17 protein-coding genes are annotated in these 15809 nt (G+C 45.1%); 9 read left to right on the top strand and 8 right to left on the bottom strand.

All coding sequences use genetic code 11. From position 1 onward, the window contains the following. Positions 1–193 precede the first annotated feature (193 nt). The gene (locus tag CUN85_RS00085) at positions 194–1543 is read left to right on the top strand and encodes a homocitrate synthase/isopropylmalate synthase family protein (protein WP_135387755.1); all 1350 of its coding nucleotides are present in this window, start codon (positions 194–196) and stop codon (positions 1541–1543) included. Positions 1544–1658: 115 nt separating this feature from the next. Here CUN85_RS00085 and CUN85_RS00080 read toward each other — a convergent pair whose 3' ends face one another. Further along, positions 1659–1856 (bottom strand): YegP family protein, encoded by a 198-nt coding sequence (locus CUN85_RS00080; RefSeq protein WP_135387753.1) that lies wholly within the window; start codon positions 1854–1856, stop codon positions 1659–1661. A 493-nt stretch (positions 1857–2349) separates the two neighbouring features. On the opposite strand from CUN85_RS00080, the gene CUN85_RS00075 reads away from it, so the two are divergent. Further along, on the top strand, positions 2350–3072 hold the full coding sequence (locus CUN85_RS00075) for a helix-turn-helix transcriptional regulator (protein ID WP_235856130.1): 723 nt from the start codon (positions 2350–2352) through the stop codon (positions 3070–3072). Positions 3073–3249: 177 nt separating this feature from the next. Here CUN85_RS00075 and CUN85_RS00070 read toward each other — a convergent pair whose 3' ends face one another. Together CUN85_RS00070 and CUN85_RS00065 are read right to left on the bottom strand one after the other, a co-directional pair. After that, positions 3250–4278 (bottom strand): isocitrate/isopropylmalate dehydrogenase family protein, encoded by a 1029-nt coding sequence (locus CUN85_RS00070; protein ID WP_135387749.1) that lies wholly within the window; start codon positions 4276–4278, stop codon positions 3250–3252. A 120-nt stretch (positions 4279–4398) separates the two neighbouring features. Beyond that, complete coding sequence (locus tag CUN85_RS00065) at positions 4399–4629, bottom strand: hypothetical protein (protein ID WP_135387747.1); 231 nt, start codon at positions 4627–4629, stop codon at positions 4399–4401. Positions 4630–4732: 103 nt separating this feature from the next. On the opposite strand from CUN85_RS00065, the gene CUN85_RS00060 reads away from it, so the two are divergent. Continuing rightward, positions 4733–5575: a TatD family hydrolase gene (locus CUN85_RS00060; RefSeq protein WP_135387745.1), complete on the top strand. Its 843-nt coding sequence runs from the start codon at positions 4733–4735 to the stop codon at positions 5573–5575. 44 nt (positions 5576–5619) lie between these two features. On the opposite strand, the gene CUN85_RS00055 is transcribed toward CUN85_RS00060, so the two are convergent. The 4 genes from CUN85_RS00055 to CUN85_RS00040 all read right to left on the bottom strand — a co-directional run bounded on the left by CUN85_RS00055 (position 5620) and on the right by CUN85_RS00040 (position 8284). Further along, positions 5620–6939, bottom strand: a complete 1320-nt coding sequence (locus CUN85_RS00055; protein ID WP_135387743.1) for a glycerate kinase type-2 family protein — start codon at positions 6937–6939, stop codon at positions 5620–5622. Between the two features lie 33 nt (positions 6940–6972). After that, entirely contained in the window at positions 6973–7401 is a 429-nt protein-coding gene (locus CUN85_RS00050) for a YbhB/YbcL family Raf kinase inhibitor-like protein (RefSeq protein WP_135387741.1), read from the bottom strand. Positions 7402–7590: 189 nt separating this feature from the next. Next, positions 7591–7824: a PspC domain-containing protein gene (locus tag CUN85_RS00045; protein ID WP_135387739.1), complete on the bottom strand. Its 234-nt coding sequence runs from the start codon at positions 7822–7824 to the stop codon at positions 7591–7593. A 103-nt stretch (positions 7825–7927) separates the two neighbouring features. Then, positions 7928–8284 carry a winged helix-turn-helix transcriptional regulator gene (locus CUN85_RS00040; protein WP_135387737.1) on the bottom strand — a complete coding sequence of 119 codons (357 nt, stop codon included), beginning with the start codon at positions 8282–8284 and terminating at the stop codon, positions 7928–7930. A gap of 85 nt (positions 8285–8369) precedes the next feature. Here CUN85_RS00040 and CUN85_RS00035 point away from each other — a divergent pair, with 85 nt between their 5' ends. The 4 genes from CUN85_RS00035 (at position 8370) to CUN85_RS00020 (ending at position 10809) form a co-directional block, all read left to right on the top strand. Continuing rightward, complete coding sequence (locus tag CUN85_RS00035; RefSeq protein WP_135387735.1) at positions 8370–9032, top strand: NAD(P)/FAD-dependent oxidoreductase; 663 nt, start codon at positions 8370–8372, stop codon at positions 9030–9032. Positions 9033–9095: 63 nt separating this feature from the next. After that, positions 9096–9440 carry a CGGC domain-containing protein gene (locus tag CUN85_RS00030; RefSeq protein WP_328591213.1) on the top strand — a complete coding sequence of 115 codons (345 nt, stop codon included), beginning with the start codon at positions 9096–9098 and terminating at the stop codon, positions 9438–9440. 13 nt (positions 9441–9453) lie between these two features. Beyond that, a complete protein-coding gene (locus tag CUN85_RS00025; RefSeq protein WP_135387731.1) occupies positions 9454–9822 on the top strand; it encodes an ATP-binding protein in 369 nt (122 codons plus the stop codon). A 6-nt stretch (positions 9823–9828) separates the two neighbouring features. Then, positions 9829–10809: a formylmethanofuran dehydrogenase gene (locus CUN85_RS00020; protein WP_135387729.1), complete on the top strand. Its 981-nt coding sequence runs from the start codon at positions 9829–9831 to the stop codon at positions 10807–10809. Positions 10810–10848: 39 nt separating this feature from the next. Here CUN85_RS00020 and pyk read toward each other — a convergent pair whose 3' ends face one another. Further along, positions 10849–12288, bottom strand: coding sequence for a pyruvate kinase (pyk, locus tag CUN85_RS00015; RefSeq protein ID WP_135388317.1), 1440 nt, complete (start codon positions 12286–12288; stop codon positions 10849–10851). Between the two features lie 164 nt (positions 12289–12452). Between pyk and CUN85_RS00010 the strand changes: the two genes are divergently transcribed. Both CUN85_RS00010 and CUN85_RS13610 read left to right on the top strand, forming a co-directional pair. Then, positions 12453–15500 (top strand): FAD-binding and (Fe-S)-binding domain-containing protein, encoded by a 3048-nt coding sequence (locus tag CUN85_RS00010; protein ID WP_135387727.1) that lies wholly within the window; start codon positions 12453–12455, stop codon positions 15498–15500. A gap of 182 nt (positions 15501–15682) precedes the next feature. Then, on the top strand, positions 15683–15809 hold a 127-nt coding region (locus CUN85_RS13610), incomplete at its 3' end, for a transposase (protein ID WP_205804316.1).

Below are 15809 nucleotides of genomic sequence, written 5' to 3'. Positions count from 1 at the left end.
ATAATTGTACAAGGATAGAAGAAAAGCATTTTAAGGATAAAGTCATGTACTACCCTCTACTAGTTATTTAATAACGCACGTTTACCCGGAGTTGAAACGCTCGTTATCCGGATGGATAATAATCATCCTGCCATTTCTAGAGAAGTCACTTATACCGGGAAAATCGGACAGCTTGCTCTATAGGAGGAACAGAATGAAAACATACAGGGACTATGATGACCTTCCGAAGATAAAATTGCCATATGGGCAGGAAGTATCTATCAGTGACAGTACAATACGTGATGGTGCCCAGATGCCTGGTATCGTTGTGAGGACACACCACAAGGTGAAGATATATGAATATCTGCACAGAATAGGCATTGAAAAGCTGGAGACATTCGTCTATAACGACAGGGACAGAAAAGCAATTCAACTTATGCAGGATATGGGATATGAGTTCCCGGAGATTACAGGCTGGGCCCGTGCAAATCCTGCAGATATAGATATGGTCCTGGATGTTGACGGTATTGAGGAGACAGGCATCCTGATGTCTGTATCCGATCCGCATATCTTTGACAAGATGGGACTGCCAGACCGTGAAGCAGCTGAAGAGAAATACCTCAATGCGCTGCAATATGCGGTGGACCATGGACTGAAGACAAGAGCACATATAGAGGACATGACCCGTGCTGACAACTATAATTTCGTCTTCCCCCTTATCGAGAAGATCATGGATATCGACCCCGGTTGCACAATACGCATTTGTGACACTATTGGTTTCGGAGTACCATTTACAGGTGTGGACGAACCCTATGGAATACCAACAATTGTCAGACACCTCAAAGAGAAACTGAATGTTAAGGAGATCGAAACACATTGTCATGATGACTTCGGTCTTGCCGTCCCCAATTCCCTGGCAGGATACTGGCATGGTGCCAACTGGTCAAACGTCACTTTCCTTGGGATAGGAGAAAGGTCAGGTAATGCAGAGATGGAGAAATTACTCCTTTTCCTTAAAAGGCGTATAGAGGGATTTGATAAGTACAACCTGGACTGTGTCGCCGAATTTTCCAAGTTCATGGAGAAGGAGATCGGTATCAGGATACCAAGGAATAAGTCCGTTGTCGGTAACAATGTCTTTGCCCACGAGTCAGGCATCCATACTGCAGGCGTTATCAAGAACCCTTTCACCTACGAACCCTACCCTCCCGAGATAGTCGGGGGGAAAAGGATATTCCTTGTAGGAGACTCATCAGGTATCGAAGTTCTGAGATTCAAGGTACAGGAAACTCTCAATGAACTGATGGATGTAAATATAGAAATTGAGAAAAATGACAAAAGGCTTCGTTCTATCCAGGCCGATATCCAGAAACTCTACAATGAGGATAGAAGGGTTTCCTGCATCTCCGACGAGGAGATACTCGCATATGTCAAAAAATACTTCATGTTCAATCCCATGGTCAGAAAGGAAATGCACCGTGACGAAGATGGCGATAATATAGAAGCAAGTACGGAAAGCAACACACGTGGAATTAAGCCACGTATGCATGATACTATAGATTGAACACGCTTTCCATTTGATCGTAAACTGCCGCCCGGGAAGAGCATAGCAGAACAGTATGGCGGAAATTTCCGCCATCATCTGTTTTATTTAGAACCGGGAATCTTTTCTAAATATTTCAACTTTCTATATCCTCAGGCTCCTCAATCTCTACGATATCTGCGACCGGAGCGTTCTTCCTTACTGACTCGATTCCGTTCATGCAACCAGCTTTGCTTGCATAGGCCTGCCCCACTGCGATTATTTCCCCATTCGGAGCTTTTAACCTGAACCTGTATTTCCCGCTTTTATCTGTGAACACTTCGAACTTTGGCATATTATACACCCTCCTGGCGTAAAACAGGGAAAACATATACTCCCCGTATTATTCCCCCATATAGATTATCAGACCTATCTATTAAAAAGATTGGGAGTACATGCCTGAAGATAAGATGCAAAATGTATGTAAATCCTGTGAATCAGGGTTTTAGGTAATAATAGATAGTGATCAAAAATACCGTGAGGCTTCAACAGGGTTCTGATCAGAACTTCACGACTTGAGTCGTGGGAGTAGTCAGAATTTATCGCTCCAGAAACAATTCCGGTTTACAATTATACCATTAAGCTAATATTGTTTTAGTAATCTATAAATACGAAAAGAACTTTATTTTGGTTGAAGTACAGAATGAGCACATATATAAGATTTTCCTATGCACCAAATTTGTTGTAGTTTTTTTAAGGGGTTTGATTGAAAAGGGGGTACCTGAATAAAAAAAACATCACTTCAAACGGTGATTGCGTCAAATAAGAATTGTCTTTTACTTTTATATATGGACGAGGGTCCAAAAGATTTTGACACACTTTGTATAGCCTCGGGAATGGCCATAAAAGAGTTTCTCTCGAATATAGAGATACTGGAAGAACATTACCTGGTAACAGGAGAGAAGGGCGTTTACAGCCTAACTTGTATGGGAAAATTAATTATTGAAAAGTTAAAACCCTTTTTAAGCATTGAGGAATTTATGAACACAACCGAGGGTTACTGGCAGAACAGGAATCTGGATTTCATCCCTCCGCCTTTATTAAAAAGATTACATGAAGTTCATCCTTGCACTGTTGTCCAACCAGGTTTAGCGGAAATTTTTGATTATAACAAAGAAGCTCATGAAAAATCCAGATCCTCAAAATCATTTAATATGATAGCCTCCGGCATCCATCCTGATTTTCCTGATCTGTTCAAGGACATGATAGAGAGAGGAGTTAATCTATCACTCACTTTTGACCCACATCTTTTCGATAAAATAAAGAGAGATAATAATGATGAACTGCATGAACTCATGCATAATGAGCGGGTAGAACTATACATGTATCCTGAAAAAATGCATTTCCTCTCGCTGAAGGTAAACGAGTATTGTATTGTATTGAAATTACTAACGAATGAGGGCATATATGACCACAAACAACTTATGTGCCATGGTCCGAAGGCAGTAGCATGGGGAAAACAGTTATTTGAATATTATCAGAAAGATTCAATTCCAATCACTGAAATATAATACCTTACCTTTGCACCGCATAAAAAATTCACTTTATCTATAGATGTTATGGATGATTCTGAAAAAAATCGGTTCTGTCATACTTACCTAGATTATTCAGACAATCCAAGTATAGTATAACAAAACACGCTAATATTGCTGGTTAAGCAACTATGTCTGTTTATAGGTCACAGCAAATTACTTCATCTCTAATTCAACGTACTTTGCAATCGCATCTGTCATTTCACTCATCTTTGCACTGCCACCGAGGTCGTATGTTACATACTTGCCTTCTGAGATGACCTTCTCGGTTGCTGCAAAAATCGCCTTTGACTGCTCACTCTCGCCAAGATAATCGAGCATCCATGCACCTGCAAGGATAGTTGCCACAGGGTTGACCTTGTCCTGACCTGCGTACTTTGGTGCTGAACCGTGTGCAGGCTCGAACATTGCATAGTTGTCTCCTATGTTTGCAGAGTAAATAAGTCCGATACTTCCTACAAGCGCGGAACATTCCTCACTGATGACATCCATGAACAGGTTGGTTGAGAGCAAGATCTTGTTATTGAATATCTGCGGGTTCTTGATAAGCTGCTGGGCAATGTTGTCAATATGATATTCCCATACATCGATCCCATCGTAATTCTTACTTGCTTTCTCGACCTCTTCAAGGAAAAGACCGCAGGTCCTTCTCAGGATGTTACTCTTATGGATGGCAACAACTGCATCGCAGTTCCTTCGCTTTGCTTCCTCGAAAGCGTACTTCGAGACATTTGCACTGGACGTACGTGTAATCTTCCTGATAGCGATCGATACATCGTCGGTCAGTTTGATCTCCTCACCCACATACAGGCCTTCTGTTCCTTCCCTGACACATACGAAATCCACGTCACCGAGTGGCTTGTTGGTATTTGGGAAAGTCTTTACCGGCCTTACGTTGGCATAAAGATTGTACTTCTGCCTGATGGATACGGCCACACTCCTTGGTGCGCCCACTATTCCAGGGGTCGTTGTAGGACCCTTATAGCATGCATCCGAGCTTTCAAGAAGAGCCCATGTCTCGTCGGGAATGAGTGAGTCACCACCATTTTCCTCCCACCATGTTGCGCCTGCATCACATTTGATGAACTCCACATCGCTGTTTGCAGCATTCGCTACCTTCAGCATTGCTTCTACAAGATCCGGTCCAACTCCATCGCCTTTTATTACTGCTGCTGATTTTGCCATATTCTCACTTTCCAATAATTGATATAATTATAAAGAGGAAATTGCTTTGTTAACGACTACATCATATATATGTTATACCCAACGCGAAATATAGAAAATAGAAACATTGTATTAATATGCTTATTTACCGCTGGAATCAGCATCCTTTGCCAGGCGCAGTAGTCTTAGAACAGTGAGGACAACAAGAGACATAAAAGCCAGCACAAGGATTATCAACACAGTATATCTTTCCTGGGAAACGTCTTCATATATCAATGTCGCAGAAGCAAAAGAAATTATGATGATCTGACCAAGAAGTGATAGTAAACTAAGTCGGACTTCCCTGTTATTTAAAAACGATCCGGCATCCATAATAACATATTGATATTGTGATTATTTATACATAAGCAAATAATAATTCCATTTCGAATTAACACCTTACAGTTTTAGATAGAATGGATTCATAAACGATAGTATGAACTGCACATTCCCCATCACGGATGAACACATGCATATTGATCCCAGGGCCAAAGGACTAAAAGCAGTCAGGGAATTCCAGAATGCCGGAGGTACGCATATATTCCTGGTCATGAAACCAAGCTGGACCCTTGGCATAAAGGTCACAAGGCCTGAAGACCACATAGCCGTTTTTGAGGAGACCATCAACATCTCAAGGCAGATAAATGAGACTGGGGTCACATCCTTCCCCGTACTGGGCGTTCATCCTGCAGAGATTACGAAACTCATCGAATACATGGAACTATCAAAAGCTGTTGAGACCATGAAAGGTGGATTGGAAATTGCCGCAGGCTATGTGGAGAAGGGACTGGCAGTGGGACTGAAGAGCGGGAGACCTCACTACCCTGTTTCAGAGGAGATCCGGGATGCCTCCAATGAGATCATGGAACACGCCTTCACACTTGCCGCTGACCTTGACTGTGCCGTCCAGTTGCACACGGAGAGCGTGGGTGAGCCGGAACTGATCGATATAACCGAACGTGCCAAAAAGACAGGCATTCAGCTACACAGAGTTGTCAAGCATTACGCTCCACCCCTGGTCAGCGTTTGTGAAGGCCTGGGAATATTTCCCGGGGTGCTTGCAGGTAAAGGAGCTATCGAAGAAGCACTGGAGCAGGGAACCCGTTTCATGATGGAAACCGATTATATCGATGATCCGGAGAGACCGGGCGCAGTACTCGGACCAAAAACGATACCAAAAAGAACCCTGAAGCTTGCTGCAGAATTCGGAGAGGAGCCATTCTGGAAGGTTCATAAGGAAAACCCTGAGAAGGTCTACAGTGTTGATATTGAAATTTAGACACCCAGAATCAATGAGGACTTTGTAATCCGCAATCAAAAAGATCATTTGATAAGCAGGACATACACATCCATTACATTCGTGCCTGTGGGACCGGTTATCAGCAAATCTCCTGTTTCCTTGAAAAAGTCATATGAATTGTTCTCCTGGAGCATCGTCCTTGCATCTATATGCAAATCCCTGCCCTTCTCCATGGTATAACTATCCGCAAAGGCTCCGGCAGCATCCGTGGGACCGTCATTCCCATCGGTAGCCGCAGGCAGAAAAAGAGTATCCTTCAGGTCTTGCGCTTCAATTACAAAAGAAAGTGCCATTTCCTGGCATCTGCCACCTTTACCTCTGCCCCCAATCGTCACAGTGGTTTCCCCGCCAGTAAGAATGCAGGCCGGAAGTGCTAGCGGCATGTACCTTTTTTTCTCCTCCCTTGCAATTGATGCAAGAACCTTGGCAACTTCGCGGGCTTCACCGACCAGTGAAGATGTAAGAATCAGGGTATTGTAACCCAATTCAATCGCCTTATCCTCAGCTCCCTGCAAAGCAACATAGTTGTTGCCCACAAGGTAATGGTGGCATCTTTTAAAGGCAGGACCCCCGGATTTGGGAGTATCCTCCACAACACCTTCAAGTCCGTCCTCCAGTAAACCCTGTACTGCCGGAGATAATTTCAGGTCATATCGTTCTACAATTTCCTGGAAGTCATCGAATGTAGACCTGTCAGGAACCGTCGGGCCTGATGATATCACATCCAGAGGATCGCCCACAACATCAGAAAGAATAAGGCTTATCGATTCCGAAGGGTAGGCCATCTTCGCAAGCCCGCCGCCTTTCACAGCAGAAAGGTGTTTCCTTATCGTATTTAGTTCATAGATAGTTGCACCTACATGCAGGAGTTTATTTGTCAGGTTTACAAAATCCGACAGGGAAATACCTTTTCGCGGCAGGGTCATCAAAGCTGAGCCCCCACCGGAAATAAGGAAAAATATAAGGTCGTTAGTCCCTGTTTTTTCAAGGAGGGCACGAATATGTTTTGCTGCAAGTACTCCATTCTCATCCGGTATAGGGTGGGCTGCTTCCATCACCTTCACTGTTTTCAGCGAACTACCGAAATTATACTTTGTGATCGCACAGCCACCGGAGAGATTATCGCCCAGTATTTCTTCCAGAGCACGTGACATGGTAACCGAAGCTTTCCCAAAGGCTACAATGTAGATGTTTTCATAGGCAGATAGATCGAATGAGCTCATCCCGATATTCAGCCGGTCCCCTTCCCTCCGGACAGCCCTGTGAACACAGGAGTAAGGGTCCACTCCGGATATCGCCTGTGATATGATCTCCTTTGCATCAGACCTTAGATCGCCTGGCATATAAACTCCTCAGACCAAGTAAAAATCAAATACCTAAGCTCTCCCATACCTGCCTGTAATCTGCCCGTCCGAAAGAACGTGCCCCTGCATAGCCGCTTCCAACTCATCGATCTTCGATCCACTTTCAAGTCCAAGCTCCGTATCAAGAGCGAAAATCCTGAATAAATACCCGTGTGTTCCCGAAGAAGGGCACGGACCTGTATATGAACTTTTTCCATAGCTGTTCCTGCCAACAATTCCCGGAACACTGTTCTCATCTATCCCTGATTCAGGCATTATATTCCATACAGCCCAATGAACGAAGTTACCTGATGGAGCATCGGGGTCCGTAACTATCAGCACCAGACTTTGTGTTCCCCCAGGCACCTCCTCAAACTCAAAAGGAGGGTTGACATTTTGCCCGTCGCATGTATACTTGGCCGGTATCTTACCCCTGTCTTCAAAAGCACTACTTATAATCATATGTCATCCACCCTGATAATTGATATGTGTATCTCCATCCGGCTCAGTTACTATCAGACTCCGAGCTGGTAAGAGATAACTGCATTATCCCTGGTTACAACTCAGTATGCTGTCTATTTATTGTTTTGCACGATAGACCGGACACAGGTGAAATACAATGGTAGACTTTTAACATATATGGATAAAGTCTTACTCTTCCTGGTCAGTATGCTGCACTTCGCCAGAAACTTGCTGCCCCTCTTCCGGAATAATCACCCAGGCTATTATATAACCTATAACACCTACTATACCAAAGCTAAATAAAGTAACAACCGCCCATATCAGCCGTATCACAACCGGATCGACGCCAAGATATTCACCGATACCCCCACATACACCTGCTATCATCCTTTTGTCTTTTGATCTTGTTAATTGTTTACCCATATTATCACTCCTTTAATAAATCCCTGATCAATCGATCTTCACTGGTATTTTAGCGAAAATTCACATATAAGCTTTCCTGACAAAAGCAGGATAGTTAGAAAAGCTACAACTGGCAAAGCCTGCAGTTAGAGTTCTCGCATTCGTCGTTCTCAAACTTCCACTTAAGACCCCACTTCTTGATATCATGGATGACCCTGATGAAGTCCTCACCGCTTTCAGTCAAAGAATACTCGCACTTGATGGGAACCGTAGAATCATCTGTCTTCTTTACAATAAATCCCTGATCTTCCAGTTCCTTCAGCCTTGTTGAAAGGGTCTTTGGAGTGACATCCTGCAATTTATTTTTTAGTTCATTGAAACGCTTTTTTTTGTTTTCACCCTTGTAGAGTTCAAGAAGAACACACAGGGACCACTTTTTTCCTATGATGTCCACCGTTTTATAAATCGTGCAATCTTTCATGATATCTAATTGGAAACCATCCAATATATAAGCCACTATCCATAATATACCATGTACTTAAAAGTAGACATAAGGAGTTAATCAAATGGCAAAAGACTTACTTGAGAAAGGAGCGATCCTTCAGAGAGATAAACAAACATATGCGATCGCACCGCATCTTCCGGGTGGAATTGTTTCAGCAGAGCAACTGCGTAAGATTGCAGATGTTGCTGAAAAGTATGAAGCTGCAACATTAAAGGTCACTTCATCCCAGAGGGTTGCCATTGTAGGACTGAAAGAGGAGGATATCGATAAAGCATGGGATGAGCTGGGGATTAAACCAGGTGCAGCCATTGGAATTTGTGTGAGGAGCATAAAAATATGCCCAGGTACAACATTCTGTAAACGCGGACAACAGGATTCTGTGGGCCTGGGACTTAAGATCGATGAAAAATATCATGGAATGCCGCTTCCGTCCAAATTCAAAATGGCTGTTTCCGGCTGTGCGAACTCATGTTCAGAACCTGCTATCAAAGACATAGGTGTAATGGGTACACCAAAAGGATACACTGTCATGGTAGGAGGAAATGCAGCACTCAAACCAAGACTTGCTGACGTTATCGCAGACGAGCTGAATGAAGATGAAGTACTTTCACTCGTAGATAAGATTATTAGTTTTACCAAGAGCAACGGTTCAAAACATCGCCTTGGCAGAGTAATTGATGAGATAGGGATCGATAAATTCAAAAAAGAGGTCGGACTGCAGTAAGTCCGATCCGGCTATTGACAATAAGGGAATCTTCCCTTTCCTTTTTCTTAAAACGGGGTTGCTATTATCGAAGATGTTGAAAAGCTAACAAAGATCGCGGTTGTAAGATGTGATACGGTCTCCGAAACATGTCCCGGAACGGGATGTTTCATGGCATTTAACAAGCGCAGTATGCATTTCAAACAGTATAACGATAAAACTGAGATGATAGCTTTCTTTACATGCGGAGGATGCTCAGGACGCAGGGTATACCGCCTGGTCAAATCCCTCAAGAGACATGGGGTTGACGTGGTGCATCTCAGTTCATGCATGCAGATGAAGAACTATCCCGGGTGCCCGCATATAGATGCTATAAAAAAGACTATCACCGATGCAGATATTAAAATTGTTGAAGGAACACATCACTAAAGTGAGGGGAATCATGGTCAACAGAACAATAGTTAGAATCGACGAAGAGAAATGCACAGGTTGTGGGAAATGTATCGCCCCATGTGCTGAGGGAGCTATAGAGCTTGTCAATGGCAAGGCAAAGGTAGTTTCAGACGAACTTTGTGACGGGATGGGGTTCTGTATAGGAGTGTGCCCTGTTGATGCTATTTCCATCGAGCAGAGACAAGCCCTGGAGTTCAATCCTGAAAAAGCCGAAGCACAGCCAAAGAAGACAGATATATCAATCCAGTGCTGCAAGTGCGGCTGCGGGGAGGAAAGCGCTTACCTGCTCCCCGTAAGACATGGCATGGAAAGCCAATGGATATGCACACGTTGCCTGCCACAGCTAATACATGGATAAGGTTGCATGGCATTAGAGATAGAACTGACAGAAGCAGCAGACTACCTGTGCGACTATACTTTTAATTTTCAATGGCATAACCGGAAAATCGGGCCCGATTATGAAATACCCGGCCAGGAATATACACATTACACCTACGGAGACCTTATCGGGACCTTAAGAGCAGAGCACGATGTAAACATCACAGGAGATGTTGGCAGGAACTTTGCCTATAGCATGGGAGCTGACCTGAAGCACTTCGGGGGGAGCGGTGATGCCGAGAGGACAGGAAACATATCCGTGGACGGAAATGCCGGCCCGGAGGCTGCCATGGGCATGGTCTCGGGTTCAATCTATATTAGCGGCAGGATAGAAGAGCCGCTTGGGAACATCATAGAGGTTGTCTCGGACAGGGACAATTATCGCAAGTTCCGCTCCATTACGGACATAGCCTGCAACGGACCAGGTAGCGACACAATCATTTCAAATGAATACAATGCAGATGACCGGACACTTGTACTCAACGACGGAATATTACGGGGAACCATCGGTGCACGATGCTACAGGCCTGTAAATATTATTGTAGGAAATAACGCACATAACGGCACAGGAGTCCTGATGAAAGAAGGTGTTGTAACTATACATGGTAATTCTGGAATGAATACCGGTTCGCACCTGAATGGCGGTACTGTGGCAATCCATGGAAAAACGGGGGAATTTGCAGGAGCCTACATGAAAAACGGAATACTTGCCTTCCATGAAGCAAAGGGATTCATAGGAGCCGGTATGTCAGGAGGCAGTATCTATTCCAAGAGCAAGGCAAAGACAAGCTCACCCGCCGCCAAAGTCAAAATGAAGGGAGAAGACAGTGCCCTTATGAGAAGGCTAATGGATGCCGGAAGAGTGGAGTCTATGATCTACAATAAGTACGGGTTTGAAGAGGAAAAGGAAAAATACATAGAGGTCCGTATGCGCGACGGATCCATTGTACTCAGAAAGGCAGACTGAATCTGCCACCTATCAAGATCAATTTACCCTGTATACGGATCAGTCAATATGGATGAACTTGAGAAGGTTGGTCCCCCCTGGACGACCACGACCTGACGGCTGTCCCTGTGTAAGGATTATCAGGTCCCCAGATCCTACCGCCCCTGACTTTTTCAAACTTTCAGTTACCATGATCTCCCAATACTCAACATCATCTCTGACAAACGTCGGATATACAGCATACTGCAATGACAATTGTTCACATGTTTCAGGATAGCGGCTAAAGGCAAGTATCCAGCGGTCAGGCCTGAAGCGGGAGATATTGCGCGGAGTCTTTCCTGATACCGTGGGAGTGACAACATACTTTACATCCAGGATCTGGAGAGCGTCGTTCACCTGCATGGAGATCATATCCTCAACACCAAGCTGCATACGACGCAGAGCCCTCCTCATAAGTTCAATACCTTCCTTGGTATCACTCCTCCACTTCTCCGTGGATATTGCGATCTGCACCATCATGTTCACGGTCTCGACTGGATACTTCCCCACGGCAGTCTCAGCTGACAGCATAACTGCATCCGTACCATCTATGATTGCATTTGCAACATCAGTCGCCTCTGCCCTTGTCGGGCGGACATTCTCTACCATGGATTCAAGCATCTGAGTAGCGGTGATAACCGGTTTGCTTAGCAGATTGGCTTTATGTATGATGTCTTTTTGAACCACCGGTACGTTCTCAATGGGTATTTCCACACCCAGATCCCCCCGGGCGATCATAATACCGTCGCTTTCCCTTATAATTTCATCAATATTCCTTACCGCTTTTTCACGCTCGATTTTGGAAACAATGAATATTTCCTTACCTTTACTGGCTGCGTATTCACGCAATTTCCTTACATCTTCCCCGGACTCTACGAAAGATACGCCAAATATATGCAGGCCTTCCTCAAGGGCAAAATCAACTATCTCCAGGTCCCTGCCTGTTATAGGATCTATGAACAGTGCCGCACCAGGTATGTTAAGCCCTTTATTAGAAGAAAGAGGACCACCGACTATAACTTCACAGTGAACATCCTCACCCTGAATATCAGTACATTCCAGCTGGATAAAACCGTCGTTGAGGTACAACGGCCTGCCCACATGTACGCTTTCAGACAGCCTCGTGTAGTTTACAGGTATCACTGATTCTGTGCCCATTACGTCTTTTGTGGTCAGGGTCACATGATCCCCCTTTTTCAGGAACACCGGCTCCTCGGGGAACTTGCCGACCCTCATCTTGGGACCAGGCAGGTCAACAAGTATTGTAACCACCTTGTTAAGTTCGGAGGCCAGGGACCTTACTCTCTTTATAACACTACGCTGGTCTTCTATATCACCGTGGGAAAAGTTGAGTCTTGCCACATTCATACCACTGATGATCAATTCCCGAAGCACATCCTCGGAAGAAGATGCGGGGCCGACGGTACATACGATCTTGGTTTTGTTATCCGGCAAGTGCATTGTTTCATCCATCCTCAATTCCACCTCTAATTACAATATGGAACTGACCGAATTAAGGTTTATTCCGCAGTATTCAAGCGGCTTTATATAATCCAGGATTAAATGATTAATCATCAAGAATTATTATAAAGATATACAAGTTATATTAATTATGGAGTGTTAAAATGACAAATACGGTTTATGAGTTCAAGGATGTACAAAAGCAAGAGCTTTTATCCATGTTCGGGAAAGGGGTCAATTTCAGTGAAAAAGAAAGGCACTATTATGCACATGATGTAGGCGCATTACCACCTCTCGTAAAAAAAGTTATCGGTAACACAAGACCTGCTGCGATTGTGAAGGTCACCGGGGAGGACAAAGCAGTGGAACTGATGGAGTTCGCACGTAAACACGGCATTCCGGTGGTACCAAGGGCTGGCGCCTCCTCAGGTTACGGCGGTATAATCCCCACAAAAGGAGGCATTGTCGCAGATGTGACCCCTATGAGAAATATCATCAGTGTCGATAAAGAGAATCACCTTGTAACTGTAGGAGCAGGAATCATATGGTATGACCTGGAAACGAAACTGAACAAGGAAGGACTTGCAGTACAGGCTGTCCCGTCCAGTGCACTCTCGGCAACCGTAGGGGGATGGCTTGCCCAGAACGGTGTCGGCTATGGAAGTTATGAATATGGCTGGTCACAGGACACAATGAAGTCGGCTCGTGTGGTACTGCCAAACGGTGAGGTAAAGGATTTCTCCGGAGAGGAGCTGGCAAAGATAATCGGCACCATGGGAACTACCGGCATCATTACCCAGGTCACTCTCAGGGTAAGGGACTATGAGAGAACAGATGCTATTTCTGCAGAATTTCCCGGTGCTACCAGTATGAAGAATGCTATCATAAAGGCAGGGGAGAAAAAAATACCCGTATGGGCTATCTCGTTCATTAACCCTCAATGGGCTGGCATGAAGAACCGTGCACCTTATAAGACACACTACGGTGAGACCATCGAGGAACACAGGCCTGAGCTTCCGGAAGCCTATATCTGCAATTTCGCTTATCCCGGATCAAGGGATGTCAGCGGTCTGAGAGTGATCATTGAAGAGGCCGGAGGGAAAGTGCTGCCCGAGGAGATCGCCGAGCATGAGACTCAGGAATGGTTCAGGTCCATGAAGGTCAAGAGGCTCGGACCGTCCTTCATACCTGCAGAAGTGGTCGTGCCTGTAGACAGGATTGATAACATGTTCAGGGAGATAAATGACAAGATCGGCCTGCCTGTACTGGTGGAAGGAATGGTAACAAAGGGCGACGAGGCAGTCATGCTATGCTTCATACCGCACTCTGAAAAAGTATTCAAATATAACCTCGCATTCCCTCTTGCTTTGAGCATAGTTAAAATAGCAGAGGAGAACGGTGGACGGATATATTCATCGGGACTGTACTTCTCTAAGCAGGCAGAGAATGTCTTTGGTGAGAGACTACCACTAATCGAGGAGTTCAAAAGACAGGTTGACCCCGATGACATAATGAATCCCGAGACACTCACGGGCAAACCATTGCTCAGTACAGGGCTTTCCTTTGCAAGGACTTTTGAACCCATGACCCGCACAGTGGGTAATATGTCAGGAGTGGACAAACAGGAGTTCAAGGACATAAAAGGTATCCCCGGCGATATTGTCTCCCACGCATACACGTGCGCTCAGTGTGGGTATTGTGTGAACGAATGTGACCAGTACTATGGCAGGGGATGGGAGTCCCAGTCACCCAGAGGGAAATGGTTCTTCCTGAAAGAATACTTTGCCGGCAGGATGCAACTTGATCAGGAACAGGCAGATACGTTCCTTGCATGTACGACCTGTGAGATGTGTGATTATTACTGTCAGCTTGACCTTCCCATCGAACGCTCATGGATGACACTGAGGGAGAACTTTGTACAGAAAAAAGGTATGATGACCATTCCCCCGTTCGAAATAATGGCACAGAGTCTGGACAAAGAGAGGAACATCTGGGCAAATTACAGGACCGACAGGGACAAATGGGTACCTGATGACATCAGGGCGAAGATAAAGGACAAGGCTGAGATAGCCTACTTTGCAGGATGTACCGCCTCTTTTGTGGAAAAGGATGTTGCCGAAGGTACGGTTCGTCTCCTGGATGATGCGGGCATCGAGTTCACATACCTTGGCGATAAGGAGTCCTGCTGTGGAATACCAATGCTTGTTGCCGGAAAGTGGGATGTGTTCGAGAGAATTCTCAAGATGAATATTGCCAACATGCAGAAGGCAGGTGCAAAGACGGTCATTACTTCATGCCCTGCATGCCTGCTTATGTGGAGGACCATTTACCCCCAGTGGGCCGATAAACTCGGTATGGACTTTGACATAGAGGCAAAGCACTATTCTGAAGTGCTTATGGATAAACTGGATGTGCTGAAGCCAAAGTTCAAGATACCCCTGAACAAGACCGTTGCCTGGCACGATTCATGCCACATAGGCAGGGCCGGTGCAGGGATATACGATGCTCCACGAGAATTGCTTAAAGCAATCCCGGGAGTGCAGTTCAGGGAAATGGAGCACAACCGCGAGAAGGCCCTCTGCTGCGGTTCTGTGGTTACGCTCATCGATGAGCCTGAAGTGGCCGGTAAGATAGGTAATGTCCGTTTGCAGGAGGCTGTGGACCAGGATGCCGACATTATGGCTGCACTATGCCCCTGCTGCCTTGTGCAGTTCAGGATAGCTGCAAAGGAGAACAATGTGGATCTGAAGATCGAGGATCTGGGAGCGCTTGCGGCCCGCAGTCTTGGTTATAACCTGCCCGACACAACAAACGATGCACTTGTAGCATGGGCGACCTTCGATAAGATGATCGAGCTGATGGAGCCGGAGAACATGACAGACATGATGGTGGAGCTACTACCAGATATGATCGATGCAATGCCTTCTTACATGCAGGCCATGATGAAGACCGTAAAGTACGTACCGGGTATGGACGCAGTCATGAAGCCCATGATGCCAAGGATGATGCCACTGCTCATGCCATCCCTGATGCCAAAGGTCATGCCTAAAATGCTTGTGGCGGTGGAGAAGAGAGTACCGATGCCGGATTATATGAAAGAGCAGATGCCGGACCTGATGCCGGCTGCCATGGCAAACCTGATGCCAAACATGCTTCCGCAGATAGCGCCACTGCTTACGCCGAAGATGATAGAGTACATAAAGGCGAACTGAATATATAAGGACAGAAAGCAGGAAGGCTGACAGCCCTTCCTGCAAAAAAATACTTTTTGTTTTACGACTAACGGGGGTGTAGGGGTAGAGAAAGCCCACTGCTTTAGCTGTGGGATGAATCGTACCCCACCTTATAGATAATCATAAATGTTATATAACTGTCAGACATATAATACATTGTTATGGCAACAGAACGATGGAAACATAGCAATACAACAGTGTATAACATCGGTTTTCATTTAATATGGTGTTCTAAATATAGACGAAATGTTTTAGAAAATGAGATTGAGGCACGTTTAAAAGAGCTTC

Source organism: Methanolobus halotolerans (assembly GCF_004745425.1).
GTDB lineage: Archaea > Halobacteriota > Methanosarcinia > Methanosarcinales > Methanosarcinaceae > Methanolobus > Methanolobus halotolerans.
Note: the sequence above shows the minus strand (reverse complement) of the source record. Positions and strands in the feature narration are given on the sequence as shown.

Bases quoted from the DNA above. Each gene is read 5' to 3' on its own strand.
- CUN85_RS00085 (WP_135387755.1), top strand. From the start codon at position 194: ATGAAAACATACAGGGACTATGATGACCTTCCGAAGATAAAATTGCCA.
- CUN85_RS00080 (WP_135387753.1), bottom strand. From the start codon at position 1,856: ATGCCAAAGTTCGAAGTGTTCACAGATAAAAGCGGGAAATACAGGTTC.
- CUN85_RS00075 (WP_235856130.1), top strand. From the start codon at position 2,350: ATGGACGAGGGTCCAAAAGATTTTGACACACTTTGTATAGCCTCGGGA.
- CUN85_RS00070 (WP_135387749.1), bottom strand. From the start codon at position 4,278: ATGGCAAAATCAGCAGCAGTAATAAAAGGCGATGGAGTTGGACCGGAT.
- CUN85_RS00065 (WP_135387747.1), bottom strand. From the start codon at position 4,629: ATGGATGCCGGATCGTTTTTAAATAACAGGGAAGTCCGACTTAGTTTA.
- CUN85_RS00060 (WP_135387745.1), top strand. From the start codon at position 4,733: ATGAACTGCACATTCCCCATCACGGATGAACACATGCATATTGATCCC.
- CUN85_RS00055 (WP_135387743.1), bottom strand. From the start codon at position 6,939: ATGCCAGGCGATCTAAGGTCTGATGCAAAGGAGATCATATCACAGGCG.
- CUN85_RS00050 (WP_135387741.1), bottom strand. From the start codon at position 7,401: ATGATTATAAGTAGTGCTTTTGAAGACAGGGGTAAGATACCGGCCAAG.
- CUN85_RS00045 (WP_135387739.1), bottom strand. From the start codon at position 7,824: ATGGGTAAACAATTAACAAGATCAAAAGACAAAAGGATGATAGCAGGT.
- CUN85_RS00040 (WP_135387737.1), bottom strand. From the start codon at position 8,284: ATGAAAGATTGCACGATTTATAAAACGGTGGACATCATAGGAAAAAAG.
- CUN85_RS00035 (WP_135387735.1), top strand. From the start codon at position 8,370: ATGGCAAAAGACTTACTTGAGAAAGGAGCGATCCTTCAGAGAGATAAA.
- CUN85_RS00025 (WP_135387731.1), top strand. From the start codon at position 9,454: ATGGTCAACAGAACAATAGTTAGAATCGACGAAGAGAAATGCACAGGT.
- CUN85_RS00020 (WP_135387729.1), top strand. From the start codon at position 9,829: ATGGCATTAGAGATAGAACTGACAGAAGCAGCAGACTACCTGTGCGAC.
- pyk (WP_135388317.1), bottom strand. From the start codon at position 12,288: ATGCACTTGCCGGATAACAAAACCAAGATCGTATGTACCGTCGGCCCC.
- CUN85_RS00010 (WP_135387727.1), top strand. From the start codon at position 12,453: ATGACAAATACGGTTTATGAGTTCAAGGATGTACAAAAGCAAGAGCTT.